At 68.3% G+C, this 11,980-nt stretch carries 11 protein-coding genes; 5 read left to right on the forward strand and 6 right to left on the reverse strand.

Annotation, left to right across the window (positions count from 1 at the left end; translation table 11 throughout):
- Nucleotides 1–102: 102 nt before the first annotated feature.
- Complete coding sequence (locus UN84_RS13575) at nt 103–1,482, reverse strand: L-serine ammonia-lyase (protein ID WP_035597913.1); 1,380 nt, start codon at nt 1,480–1,482, stop codon at nt 103–105.
- 159 nt (nt 1,483–1,641) lie between these two features.
- On the opposite strand from UN84_RS13575, the gene UN84_RS13580 reads away from it, so the two are divergent.
- Together UN84_RS13580 and UN84_RS13585 are read left to right on the forward strand one after the other, a co-directional pair.
- Entirely contained in the window at nt 1,642–2,607 is a 966-nt protein-coding gene (locus tag UN84_RS13580) for a LysR substrate-binding domain-containing protein (RefSeq protein WP_046078196.1), read from the forward strand.
- A gap of 37 nt (nt 2,608–2,644) precedes the next feature.
- The gene (locus tag UN84_RS13585; protein WP_035597910.1) at nt 2,645–3,286 is read left to right on the forward strand and encodes a hypothetical protein; all 642 of its coding nucleotides are present in this window, start codon (nt 2,645–2,647) and stop codon (nt 3,284–3,286) included.
- 121 nt (nt 3,287–3,407) lie between these two features.
- On the opposite strand, the gene rpoD is transcribed toward UN84_RS13585, so the two are convergent.
- The 3 genes from rpoD to rpsU all read right to left on the reverse strand — a co-directional run bounded on the left by rpoD (nt 3,408) and on the right by rpsU (nt 7,661).
- Nucleotides 3,408–5,249, reverse strand: a complete 1,842-nt coding sequence (gene rpoD, locus UN84_RS13590; protein ID WP_035597907.1) for an RNA polymerase sigma factor RpoD — start codon at nt 5,247–5,249, stop codon at nt 3,408–3,410.
- 233 nt (nt 5,250–5,482) lie between these two features.
- Nucleotides 5,483–7,315, reverse strand: a complete 1,833-nt coding sequence (gene dnaG, locus UN84_RS13595) for a DNA primase (protein WP_046078197.1) — start codon at nt 7,313–7,315, stop codon at nt 5,483–5,485.
- Between the two features lie 130 nt (nt 7,316–7,445).
- Entirely contained in the window at nt 7,446–7,661 is a 216-nt protein-coding gene (rpsU, locus tag UN84_RS13600) for a 30S ribosomal protein S21 (protein WP_013333229.1), read from the reverse strand.
- 278 nt (nt 7,662–7,939) lie between these two features.
- Here rpsU and tsaD point away from each other — a divergent pair, with 278 nt between their 5' ends.
- Nucleotides 7,940–8,977, forward strand: coding sequence for a tRNA (adenosine(37)-N6)-threonylcarbamoyltransferase complex transferase subunit TsaD (gene tsaD, locus UN84_RS13605; protein WP_046078430.1), 1,038 nt, complete (start codon nt 7,940–7,942; stop codon nt 8,975–8,977).
- A gap of 198 nt (nt 8,978–9,175) precedes the next feature.
- Here tsaD and plsY read toward each other — a convergent pair whose 3' ends face one another.
- The gene (gene plsY / locus UN84_RS13610; protein ID WP_016853715.1) at nt 9,176–9,763 is read right to left on the reverse strand and encodes a glycerol-3-phosphate 1-O-acyltransferase PlsY; all 588 of its coding nucleotides are present in this window, start codon (nt 9,761–9,763) and stop codon (nt 9,176–9,178) included.
- Between the two features lie 150 nt (nt 9,764–9,913).
- Here plsY and folB point away from each other — a divergent pair, with 150 nt between their 5' ends.
- A complete protein-coding gene (gene folB, locus UN84_RS13615; protein WP_035596583.1) occupies nt 9,914–10,276 on the forward strand; it encodes a dihydroneopterin aldolase in 363 nt (120 codons plus the stop codon).
- On the forward strand, nt 10,276–10,794 hold the full coding sequence (folK, locus tag UN84_RS13620; protein WP_046078198.1) for a 2-amino-4-hydroxy-6-hydroxymethyldihydropteridine diphosphokinase: 519 nt from the start codon (nt 10,276–10,278) through the stop codon (nt 10,792–10,794). Before folB ends, folK begins: the two co-directional genes overlap by 1 nt.
- A 42-nt stretch (nt 10,795–10,836) precedes the next feature.
- Here folK and UN84_RS13625 read toward each other — a convergent pair whose 3' ends face one another.
- Nucleotides 10,837–11,979 (reverse strand): polynucleotide adenylyltransferase, encoded by a 1,143-nt coding sequence (locus UN84_RS13625; protein ID WP_046078199.1) that lies wholly within the window; start codon nt 11,977–11,979, stop codon nt 10,837–10,839.
- Nucleotide 11,980: the final 1 nt, after the last annotated feature.

The following is an 11,980-nucleotide window of genomic DNA, read 5'->3' on the forward strand; positions in this document are numbered from 1 at the left end:
GGGCAAAGCGAGCCGGATCACCCGGGACGAGACAAAAAAAGGCGCGCCACCCGAGTGGCGCGCCGGCAAGGACGGCACCCGCCGCCCGACAAAGAGACTGATTCAGCATTCGATGGCGTTGACCGCCAGACCGCCCTTGGAGGTTTCCTTGTACTTCTCCTGCATGTCGGCGCCGGTATCGCGCATGGTGCGGATCGCCTTGTCCAGCGAGATGAAGTGCTCGCCGTCGCCGCGCAGGGCCATCTGGGTGGCGTTGATGGCCTTCACCGAGGCGATGGCGTTGCGCTCGATGCAGGGCACCTGGACCAGGCCGCCCACGGGGTCGCAGGTCAGGCCAAGGTTGTGCTCCAGGCCGATCTCGGCGGCGTTCTCCACCTGGCCGGGGGTCCCGCCCAGCACCTCGGTGAGACCGGCGGCGGCCATGGCGCAGGCCGAGCCCACCTCGCCCTGGCAGCCGACCTCGGCGCCGGAGATGGAGGCGTTCTTCTTGCACAGGATCCCCACGGCGCCGGCGGTGAGCAGGAAGTCCACCACGCAGCGCTCGTCGGCGCCCTGCTGGAACTTCATGTAGTAGTGCAGCACCGCCGGGATGATGCCGGCCGCGCCGTTGGTCGGTGCGGTGACCATGCGCCCGCCGGCCGCGTTCTCCTCGTTCACCGCCAGGGCGAAGACGTTGACCCAGTCCATGGCGGAGAAGGTCGAGGCGATCAGGCTGCCGTCATCCTCGACGGCCTCGAGGCGGCGATGCAGGGCGCCGGCGCGGCGCTTGACGTTGAGCCCGCCGGGCAGCACGCCCTCGCCCTCGAAGCCCTTCTGCACGCAGTCCTGCATGGCTTCCCAGATGCGCCACAGCCCGGCGCGGATCTCGGCCTCGCTGCGCCAGGCCTTCTCGTTCTCCATCATCAGCTCGCTGATGCGCATGTCGTGCAGGCGACACAGCGCCAGCAGCTCGCCGGCGGAGTTGAAGTCATAGGGCAGCGCGGTGGTGTCGCTGTCGAGCTCGCCGCTGGCCGCCTGAGCCTCGTCGACCACGAAGCCACCGCCCACGGAATAGAAGATGTTGCGGTACAGTTCCTGGGAGTGGCCATGGGCCACCAGGGTCATGGCGTTGGGATGGTAGGGCAGACTCTCGTCGTGCCACTGCAGGTCACGCGCCCACAGGAAGGGGATCGCCAGATGACCGTCGAGCAGCAGGGTCTGGGACTCCAGCAGCTCCTCGATGCAGGGCGTGACGATGTCCGGGTTGATCGACTCGGGGCGCTCGCCCATCAGGCCCATGATGGTCGCCTGATCGGTGCCGTGCCCCTGGCCGGTGGATGACAGCGAGCCGTGCAGATGCACCTCGACCCGTGCCACCCGCTCCAGCAGGTCCTGCCGACGCAGTTCCTGCACGAAGTCGTAAGCCGCGCGCATCGGGCCGACGGTATGCGAGCTGGAAGGGCCGATGCCGATCTTGAACAGGTCGAAGACGCTGATGGACATGGGGAGGACCTCGGGCGGGGCCGGAACGTACCGACGCCGTCTTGTTGTCAGTTACACTAAAGCCAACTGGCTTTCGTTTGCCTTGGACCTTAATGTTGTCGCGACTCTCCCATCACGGCAATCCAGAATATCTCGCCCACGCTATAGAATGACTAAACCATGAGCCGACTCCTCAATGCCCAGACCCACGCCTGGCTGAAGGTCTTCGCGGTCAGCGCCCGCCACCTCTCCTTCACCCGGGCGGCGGAGGAGCTGCACGTCACCACCGGCGCCGTCAGCCAGCAGATCAAGCAGCTCGAGGATCGCCTCGGCTTCAAGCTGTTCCGCCGCCTGCCGCGCTGCCTGGCGCTCACCGAGGAAGGCCGGCGACTGGCCTCGGTGGTCGACGAGGCCTACCAGGCCGTGGGGCTCGAGGTGAAGCGGCTGCGCAGCGGCGTGATGAGCGGCATCATCCGCATGCGCGTGGTGCCCTCCTTCCTCAACAAGTGGCTGATGCCCAGGCTGCCGCGCCTGCAGGCGCGCTTCCCCGACATCGAACTGCATATCCTCTCGGAGGACAGCAGCATCTCGCTGCGCGAGGGCGAGTTCGATCTGGCGCTGGACCTCAACGACGGCCACTATCCGGGCATGTCGATCACGCCGCTGATGGAGGAGACCATCTTCCCGGTCTGCGCCCCCTCGCTGATGCGCGGCCGTCCGCCGCTGCGCCGCCCCGAGGATCTGGCCTGGTACCCGCTGCTGCATGACGTCACCGCCTGGCGCGGCAGCCACGACTATGGCGAATGGGAGCACTACCTGCAGGCCATCAGCGCCCCGGACGTCAACGTGCGGCGCGGCTACACCTTCAACCGCAACCACCTGACCATGGAGGCGGCCCTGGCCGGCATGGGCGTGGCCATCGCGCGCCAGACGCTGATCACCAGCGAGCTGGACACCGGCGCCCTGGTGGCACCGTTCGACCAGCGCGTGGCGACCGGCATGCACTACGGTATCGTGCATGCCGCGGGCTCGCTGGACGATCGCCGGATCTGTGCGGTCCACGACTGGCTGCTGGAGGAGGCGCGACGCCAGCACCCGTCGCGTCACCCGGTGGTGGCAGACAGCGACCTCTCTCAAGACGTATAATTAGCTGACTCAATATTCTTCCGACAGAAGCCTGACCATGCCCGAACATTCCGCCGACCGAATCGCCTTCCGCTACCTGTGCCTGCGCGGCTTCGGCTACATGCTGCTGATTGCCGCGCTGCTCGAGATCGTGCTCTTCGAAGCCACGCACATGCCGGACCTGCGCTTCACCGAACGAGGCCTCACCGAGCCCCTGCAGTCGCTGCTGCTGCTGACCGGCACGATCATGGCACTCATCGCCCGCCGCCTGGACGACCGCCTGCCGCACCTCACCCTGCTGCTGATCGGCCTGCTCGGCGCATCGCTGATCCGCGAACAGGACGCCTGGCTGGACGAGTACGTCTTCGACGGCGCCTGGCAGATCCTGGTCAGCCTGCTGGTGCTGCCGATCCTGTTCGTGGTGATCCGCCACGGCCGCGCCTTCGCCGCCGAGCTCGAGCGCTATGCCATGACCTTCTCCGGCGGCCTGTTCGCCGCCGGCTTCCTCGGCACCTACGTGTTCTCGCGCCTCTACGGCCGCGGCGACATGTGGAAGGCCGTCCTCGGCGAGCACTACGTCCGCGTGTTCAAGGACGCCGCCGAGGAGGTCACCGAACTGTTCGGCTACACCCTGATGTGCATCGCCATGATCGAGCTGCTGCTGCTGGCCCGCCGCTGGCGCCGACAGCGCCTGGCCTGACGCCTCGACAACTCCCCCGAAACGACGATGCCCGCGGCCATGGCCGCGGGCATCGTCGTTTCGAGCAGGGCATTTCATGCGAAGAATGCCGGGGCCGGCGAACGGCCGGCCCGGTCGACGATCACTCGTCGAGGAAGGAGCGCAGCGGCTCGGAACGGGACGGGTGACGCAGCTTGCGCAGCGCCTTGGCCTCGATCTGACGGATCCGCTCGCGGGTCACGTCGAACTGCTTGCCGACCTCCTCGAGGGTATGGTCGGTGTTCATGTCGATGCCGAAGCGCATGCGCAGCACCTTCGCCTCACGGGCGGTCAGGCCGCCGAGCACGTTGCGGGTGGCCTCGATCAGGCCCTCACCGGTGGCCGAGTCGATCGGCAGCACCATGGTGCCGTCCTCGATGAAGTCGCCGAGGTGCGAATCGTCGTCGTCACCGATGGGCGTCTCCATGGAGATCGGCTCCTTGGCGATCTTCAGGACCTTGCGCACCTTGTCTTCCGGCATCTCGAGGCGCTCGCCCAGCTCTTCCGGCGTCGGCTCGCGCCCCATCTCCTGCAGCATCTGGCGGGAGACGCGGTTGAGCTTGTTGATCGTCTCGATCATGTGCACCGGGATACGGATGGTGCGCGCCTGGTCGGCGATGGAGCGCGTGATCGCCTGACGGATCCACCAGGTGGCGTAGGTCGAGAACTTGTAGCCGCGGCGGTACTCGAACTTGTCCACGGCCTTCATCAGGCCGATGTTGCCCTCCTGGATCAGATCCAGGAACTGCAGGCCGCGGTTGGTGTACTTCTTGGCGATCGAGATGACCAGGCGCAGGTTGGCCTCGACCATCTCCTTCTTGGCGCGACGCGCCTTGGCCTCGCCGATGGACAGCCGACGGTTGACCTCCTTGATGTCGGTCACCGGCAGCTGGATCATCTCTTCCTCGAAGGCGATCTTGCGCTGGGAGCGCTGGATGTCGCCCTTGAAGACGGCAAGCTTGTCGGCGTACTTGGTCTGCTCGGCCATGAAGTCGTCGAGCCAGTCCTGGCGCGACTCGTTGCCGGGGAAGGCCTTGATGAAGGTCTTGCGCGGCACCTTGGCCTTCTTGACGCACAGCTGCATCACGGCCTTTTCCTGGGCCCGGATCTGCTCGACGCTGATGCGCACCTGACCGACCAGGCGCTCGAAGTGCTTGGGCACCAGCTTGATCGGCGAGAACAGCTCGGCCAGGCGGGCCAGCTCGGCCTGCGCCTGGGCGGAGCCGCGGCCGTTGGCGTCGATGGCCTGGCGGGCCGACTCGTTCTGCTCGCGGATCTGCTCGAAGCGGGCGCGGGCCTCTTCCGGGTCCGGGCCGCCGCCGCTGTCGTCCTCGTCCTCGGCGTCCTCGTCATCCTCGTCGGACGCCCCTTCGGCGACCACCGGCTCCTCGGGCACATCGGCCTCGGCGACGCCAGGGATGCCCTCGTCGGGGTCGATGAAGCCGGAGAACAGGTCGGACAGGCGGCCCGGGGCCTCCTCGTCCTGAGTGGCATCGTAGGCCTCGAGGATGGAGTCCACGGCGCCCGGCAGATAGGCCAGGGCGGACATCACCTCGCGGGTACCCTCCTCGATGCGCTTGGCGATCTCGATCTCGCCTTCGCGGGTCAACAGCTCGACCGTGCCCATCTCGCGCATGTACATGCGCACCGGGTCGGTGGTGCGGCCCACGTCGCTCTCCACCGCCGCCAGGGCCGCCACGGCCTCCTCGGCAGCCGATTCATCGGTGGAGTGATCGGCCATCATCAGGGTATCTTCATCAGGCGCTTCCTCGACGACATTGATACCCATGTCGTTGATCATGCCGATGATGTCTTCCACCTGATCGGGGTCGGCGATATCCTCGGGAAGATGGTCGTTGACCTCGGCATAGGTCAGGAAGCCCTGTTCCTTGCCGCGCGCGATCAACTCCTTCAGACGTGACTGCTGCTGCGCATTTCCAGCCATAGAAACCCTATCTCGACGAAGAAGAATGAAGCACCTGAAGCACTGAGGCGGAGAAAACTCGATAAGCCGAACAGTATAGCGGGTTTGACCGCCGTTTTGCCAGTTCGACGTATTTGCGCGGTCATTCAGGTGTGTTAGCGTGTCTGGTTGCGTTCCGCTCAGGGGACGCTGTCTATATGGTGATGGTAGGCGGAAATTCAAGTCCGGCGCCAATCGACGCCTCTCTCAGACCCTCACCCCTTGAGCTCCATCAGCAGCGCATTGAGCCGCTGCCGCTCCTCTTTCGACAGCGACTCGCCGGCCTGCATTCGAGCCAGCAGGGCGTCATACGCCTCCTGCGGCGACTGCTGCCGACGATGGCGCTGAAAATAAGCCACCCAGTTGTCGAGCTCGGTGCCGAGCAGCCCGCGCGGCACCAGCGGCGCCCGCCGGGCCAGCATCGCCAGGCGCTCGCCCTCCGGCGTGCCGTGAAAGTGCGCCAGCAGCACCTGAGGGCTGCGGTAGCCGCCGGCCCGTAGCAGGCGCACCACCTCGCGACACAGCCCGGCATCCGGATCGTTCTGGTCGCACCAGTCGTCGTCCTCGGGCAGACGCTCGACCAGCGACGGCTCATGCACCAGCAGCTGCAGCGCCCGAGCCATCTGCCCTAGGGACGCCGGACCGCCGGTCGTCCGCGCCCCCGCCGGCGCCTCGCCTCGGGGCGGCGCCTCATCCGCCCACTCCGGCGGCACGTCCGCGGTCGGCGCCTCGTCGACACTCTCGCCGCGGGACATCAGCGACTCGAAGCTTGACTGATCGACGCCGGTGCGACGGGAGAGTTCCGTCAGCAGCAGCGACTTCATCACCCCCTCGGGCAGGCGACCGATGGCCGCCAGCACCCGGCTGGCGAAGCGCTCGCGCTCCTCCAGCCGCTCCAGGTCGCGCCCCTCGGCGGCCTGCTCGAAGAGGAACTCCGACAGCGGACTGGCACAGGTGACCCGATCCTCGAAGGCCTCGGGACCCTCGCGGCGCACCAGGGTATCCGGATCCTCGCCATCGGGCAGGAACAGGAACCGCGCCTGACGGCCGTCGATCATCTGCGGCAGCACCGTCTCCAGCGCCCGGCTCGCCGCCTGGCGCCCGGCGCGATCGCCGTCGAAGCAGAACACCACCTCGTCGACCATGCGGAACAGCCGCCCGAGATGATCCTCGGTGGTAGCCGTGCCCAGGGTGGCCACCGCATTGCGGATGCCGAACTGGGCGAGTGCCACCACGTCCATGTAGCCCTCGACGATCACCAGTCGCTCGAGACGCGGGTTGGCCTGACGCGCCTCATAGAGGCCGTACAGCTCGCGCCCCTTGTGAAAGACCGGCGTCTCCGGGGAGTTCAGGTACTTGGGCTTGGCATCGCCCAGCACCCGTCCGCCGAAGGCGATGGTGCGGCCGCGGATATCGCGGATCGGAAACATCACCCGATCGCGGAAGCGGTCATAGGTGCGCCCGCTGTCCTCGCGGTGCACCAGCAGGCCGTATTCGATCTGCACCGGCTCGGCGATGCCCTGCTCGCCGAGATGCCGCTTGAGCGACTCCCAGCCGCCCGGGGCATAGCCGATGCCGAAGTCGCGCACGACCTCCGGCGACAGCCCGCGACGCTCGACATACTCCCGCGCGCCCTGCCCTTCGGGCATCTTCAGGCGCTCGCGGAAGAAGCTCGCCGACAGCTCGAGCAGGTTGACGCCTTCCTTGCGCTTGCGCTCGCGGGCCTGGGCCCGCGGATCGTCGGCGCCCTCGCGCGGCACCTCGAGCCCCAGCCGGGCGGCGAGATGCTCCACCGCGTCGGGGAAGCGCAGGTTGTCGTACTCCATCAGGAAGCGCAGCGCGTTACCGTGGGCACCGCAGCCGAAGCAGTGATAGAACTGCTTGTCGGCGCTGACGGTAAAGGACGGCGACTTTTCCTGGTGGAAGGGACAGAGACCGGAATGATTGCGTCCGGCCTTCTTGAGCTTGACCCGCTCGCCGACCACCTCGACCACGTCGACGCGAGCCAGCAGGTCATCGATGAAACGCTGCGGGATCTGACCGGCCATCAGGCAATCCAGTATGGGTTGAAAGCCAGGACCCTGAGAACGGGCGAAAAAACAAGCGGCCACCGAACGGCGGCCGCTTGGCGCTCCTCCCGAGTCGATCCGCTAGCCAGCGGTCCGACCCAAGTACGGATCAATAGAGCCGTTCGAAACGCTTGCGCTCACGCTGAAGCTTCTTGGCGTGACGCTTGACGGCGGCAGCCGCCTTGCGCTTGCGCTCTGCGGTCGGCTTCTCGTACTGCTCGCGACGGCGAACCTCGGACAGAACACCGGCTTTTTCACAGGAACGCTTGAAGCGACGCAGTGCGACGTCAAACGGCTCGTTATCGCGTACTTTAACAGAAGGCATTAAGCACTCACCTACCTTGAAAAACTTGAGTTCGGTTTGAACGCACGCCTTCAGGGGCGCTCGCCATGTCCCACTGACGCCGACGACCACGCGATGCGGGCCGAAACGATGGAAGGGAGAAACAGGGAGCCTGCCCCTGGGCGCACGACCCAGTCTTGCAGCGCACAGTATTCTAGTCGTCGTACCACGACCATGCAAACCGTTTCGCGCCCCGCCCCTGCCGCCCAGCGACCAAAAGGCGTAGAATGGCGCCCTTTCCGCTGTACCGAGCCATGACCATGCGTGTACTGGGCATCGAGACCTCCTGCGACGAGACCGGCGTCGCCCTCTATGACACCGAGCGTGGCCTCGCGGCCGACGCCCTCCACAGCCAGATCGCCATGCACGCCGAATACGGCGGCGTGGTGCCGGAGCTGGCCAGCCGCGACCACACCCGGCGCCTGCTGCCGCTGATCCAGACCGTGCTCAGCGATGCCGGCGTGAGCCGTGGCGAACTGGACGCCATCGCCTACACCGCCGGCCCCGGCCTGGTGGGCGCACTGATGGTCGGCGCCAGCACCGCCCACGGCATGGCCCGGGCACTCGACATCCCGGTGCTCGGCGTGCACCACATGGAAGGCCATCTGCTGGCGCCGATGCTCGAGGACGCGCCGCCCGCCTTCCCCTTCGTGGCGCTGCTGGTTTCCGGCGGCCACACCCAGCTGGTCGAGGTCGAAGGCCTCGGCCGCTATCGCCTGCTCGGCGAATCGGTGGACGACGCCGCCGGCGAGGCCTTCGACAAGGCCGCCAAGATGCTCGGCCTGGACTACCCCGGCGGCCCCGCCGTGGCGCGCCTGGCCGAGACCGGCGACCCGACGCGCTTTCGCTTCCCGCGGCCGATGACCGACCGCCCAGGGCTGGACTTCAGCTTCTCCGGACTCAAGACCCATACCCTGACCGCGATCCGCAAGCTCGAGGCCGACGGCGAACTCGATGACACCGCCCGCGCCAACGTGGCCCGCGCCTTCGAGGAGGCCGTGGTCGACACCCTGGTGATCAAGTGCCGCCGCGCCCTCGACCAGACCGGCCTCAAGCGGCTGGTGGTGGCCGGCGGCGTCAGCGCCAACGCCCGCCTGCGCGAGCGCCTCGGCCTCGAGACCGCCAAGCGCAGCGCCGAGGTCTTCTATCCTCGCGGGCGCTTCTGCACCGACAACGGGGCCATGATTGCCTATGTGGGCGCCCAGCGCCTGCTGGCCGGCGAGCACGACACCGTGGGGCAGATGCAGGCCGTACCGCGCTGGCCGATGGACGGGCTCGAGCCGCCGGCCGGGCGCTGAAAGCTGGAAGCTGGAAGCTGGAAGCTGGAAGCTGGAAGCTGGAAGCTGGAAGCTGGAAGCTGGAAGCTGGAAGCTGGAAGCTGGAAGCTGGAAGACAGCATGACCCCCGCCATCATGGGGTCACGGGTTTTCTTCAAGCTTCCAGCTCAAGCCCGCGAAGCGGGCGTTCTTCCAGGCGCAAAGCGCCGCTCTTCGGGCTTACAACCCCGGCTCGTCGCCCCGCCCCAGCTGACGAATATTCAGCGCATGACGCCCCAGCACCAGCAGCGTGAAGCCGATCACCACCGGCACGTAGTCGGGCGCCAGCCAGATCGCGGCCAGCGGGGCCAGCGCGGCGCTGGCCAGTGACGCCACCGCCGCGGTGCGCACCCGCCAGGCCAGCAGACACCACAGAGTCGCGCAGCACAGCGCCACCCAGGGGGTCAGCACCAGCATCACGCCGAAGGCGCTGGCCACCGCCTTGCCGCCGCGAAAGCGATACCAGGCCGGATAGCTGTGACCGAGCAGCACGCCGAGCCCGACCAGCCCCTGCCCCCAGGGCGGCAGCGCCAGCAGCATGGCGAGCCACAGCACCGGCATGCCCTTGACCGCATCGACCAGCAGCGTGGCCAGGGCCAGCCGCGGCCCATGCAGGCGCAGCACGTTGGAGAAGCCGGGATTGCCGGAACCGGCCAGGCGCGGATCGCCGCGGCCGGCCAGGCGACACACCGTGATCGCCCCCAGCCAGGTGCCGCTGAGATAGCCCAGCGCCATCAGCGGCAGCACGAGTTCGAGTTGGCTCAGCACGGCCGACCCTCAAGCGGAAAGTGCCCCGATTCTGCCAGCCTCGATGCCACGGGAACAGCGTCGACGCTGTCGCCGACCGGTCGCCTCGCGTACAATCGCCGCCCAATCCGGCACTGCCGCCGCCCCTTGCCACGGCTCGGAGAGCCCAAGATGGATCTCGTACTGATCGAAGCGCTGAAGGTCGACACCGTGATCGGCGTCTACGACTGGGAGCGCACCCTCACCCAGACCCTGGTTCTGGATCTGGAGCTGGCCACCGACATTCGCCCCGCGGCGGCCGACGACGATATCGCCCAGACCCTCGACTATGCCGCCATCAGCGAGCGCATCGCCCGCTTCGGGGCCGAGCACAGCTTCGAGCTGGTGGAAACCTTCGCCGAGCGCCTGGTCGACGCCCTGCGCCAGGAATACGGCATCGCCTGGATACGCCTGACCCTGCGCAAGCCGGGCGCGGTGCCCGCCGCCAATGCGGTCGGGGTGCGCATCGAGCGCGGCGAGCGGAGCGCGACCTGATGGCCCTGGTCACCGTCAGCATCGGCAGCAACATCGAGCGCGAGACGCACCTGACCGCCTGCCTCGACGCCCTCGCCGAGCGCTTCGATGGCCTGCGCCTGTCGCGGGTCTACGAGAGCGAACCGGTGGGCTTCGAGGACGGCCGCAACTTCTACAACCTGGTCGCGGCGTTCGACAGCGACTGGTCGGTGGGCGAGCTGCAGGCCTGGTGCAAGCGGCTCGAGTTCGCCAACGGCCGCCGCGCCGACAGCCCCAAGTTCAGCCCCCGCACCCTGGACGTCGATCTGCTCACCGTCGGCGAACTGACCGGCGAGCACGACGGCGTCGCGCTGCCGCGGGCCGAGATCCGTCATCACGCCTTCGTGCTGAAGCCGCTGGCGGAGCTGCTGCCCGACGTCCGTCACCCCGAGGACGGCCGGCGCTATGCCGAGCTGTGGACGGCCTTCGAGGCCGACGACCAGGCCCTGTGGCCGGCCGACTTCCCGTGGCGCGGAAAGTCCCTGCCGCTCGACGCCTGATCCGACCGTCTTATCCGGTCGCTTGAATCGGACACCGGACCCTCAGCCCGCCAGCACCTCATCGATCGCTACCCGGCGCCGCCGGGCCAGCTCCTCGCCCAGCTCGCGGCCCTGATAGCCCTCCTCGACGAGCCCGCGGGGCAGGATCTGCCCCGCCAGGCGCCAGGCCACGGCCAGGTCCTCGGCCAGACGCGCGTCTTCCATGCTCACCAGGCTGATCAGCGAGGCCACCCGCTCGCCCTGGCGCCAGGCGCCGATGGCGTCGAGCCAGGCCATCACCCGCGCCCCGTCCAGCTCGCCCGCCCGCGCCTCGGCCACCAGCCGGCGCGTCGCCGCCGCCTGATCGCCCAGCCGGCGCGGCGTCCGGGGCAGCTTCAGACGCTCGGCCAGGCGCTCGCGGGCTTCGGCCTCGAGATGCTCGACCAGCCGCGCCCAGCGCCAGCGGGGCGCCTGCTCGTCGGCGATGTCCTCGGGCAGCCGCGCCAGTCGCCCCAGCGCCTCGTCCAGCGCCGCGGCGTCCGCCGCCAGCTCCGGCATCAGCGCCGCCAGGGCGCCGCAGTCGTGCAGGGCCTGGAAGTAGACGTCCGGCCAGGGCTCGCCCAGCGCCTTCTCGGTCTCGGTCCAGACGCGCTCGGCCACCAGGTGGCCGAGCTCCCCGCTCTCCGCCAGCCGGCGCATCAGCTCGCGGGTGGCCGGGGCGATCACGAAGCCGAGCCCGGCGTAGCGCGCCAGGAAGCGCGCCGTGCGCAGCACCCGCAGCGGGTCCTCGACGAAGGCCGGCGAGACGTGGCGCAGCACCCGGGCCTCGAGATCGTGAAGCCCGCCGTAGGGGTCGACCAGTTCGCCCTCGGGGGTCTCGGCCATGGCGTTGATGGTCAGGTCGCGACGCACCAGATCCTGCTCCAGGCTGACCTCGGGGCTCGCGTGGACCTCGAAGCCGGTATAGCCGTGGCCGGCCTTGCGCTCGGTGCGCGCCAGGGCGAACTCCTCGTGGGTCTTCGGATGCAGGAACACCGGGAAGTCGCGGCCCACGGCGCGGAAGCCGCGCCGGGTCATGGCCTCGGGCGTGGCGCCGACCACCACCCAGTCGACGTCGGTGACCGGCCAGCCGAGACGGGCGTCGCGCACGGCGCCGCCGACCCGATAGACCGTCAGGCCATCGAGGCGGGCATCGCGGGTCGCCATG

The organism is Halomonas sp. HG01, from assembly GCF_000968715.2.
Classification (GTDB): Bacteria; Pseudomonadota; Gammaproteobacteria; order Pseudomonadales; family Halomonadaceae; genus Halomonas; species Halomonas halophila.

What these genes read in the sequence shown, in the direction of transcription:
- UN84_RS13575 (WP_035597913.1), bottom strand. Translation starts at nt 1,482, where the DNA reads ATGTCCATCAGCGTCTTCGACCTGTTCAAGATCGGCATCGGCCCTTCC.
- UN84_RS13580 (WP_046078196.1), top strand. Translation starts at nt 1,642, where the DNA reads ATGAGCCGACTCCTCAATGCCCAGACCCACGCCTGGCTGAAGGTCTTC.
- UN84_RS13585 (WP_035597910.1), top strand. Translation starts at nt 2,645, where the DNA reads ATGCCCGAACATTCCGCCGACCGAATCGCCTTCCGCTACCTGTGCCTG.
- rpoD (WP_035597907.1), bottom strand. Translation starts at nt 5,249, where the DNA reads ATGGCTGGAAATGCGCAGCAGCAGTCACGTCTGAAGGAGTTGATCGCG.
- dnaG (WP_046078197.1), bottom strand. Translation starts at nt 7,315, where the DNA reads ATGGCCGGTCAGATCCCGCAGCGTTTCATCGATGACCTGCTGGCTCGC.
- rpsU (WP_013333229.1), bottom strand. Translation starts at nt 7,661, where the DNA reads ATGCCTTCTGTTAAAGTACGCGATAACGAGCCGTTTGACGTCGCACTG.
- tsaD (WP_046078430.1), top strand. Translation starts at nt 7,940, where the DNA reads ATGCGTGTACTGGGCATCGAGACCTCCTGCGACGAGACCGGCGTCGCC.
- folB (WP_035596583.1), top strand. Translation starts at nt 9,914, where the DNA reads ATGGATCTCGTACTGATCGAAGCGCTGAAGGTCGACACCGTGATCGGC.
- folK (WP_046078198.1), top strand. Translation starts at nt 10,276, where the DNA reads ATGGCCCTGGTCACCGTCAGCATCGGCAGCAACATCGAGCGCGAGACG.
- UN84_RS13625 (WP_046078199.1), bottom strand. Translation starts at nt 11,979, where the DNA reads ATGGCGACCCGCGATGCCCGCCTCGATGGCCTGACGGTCTATCGGGTC.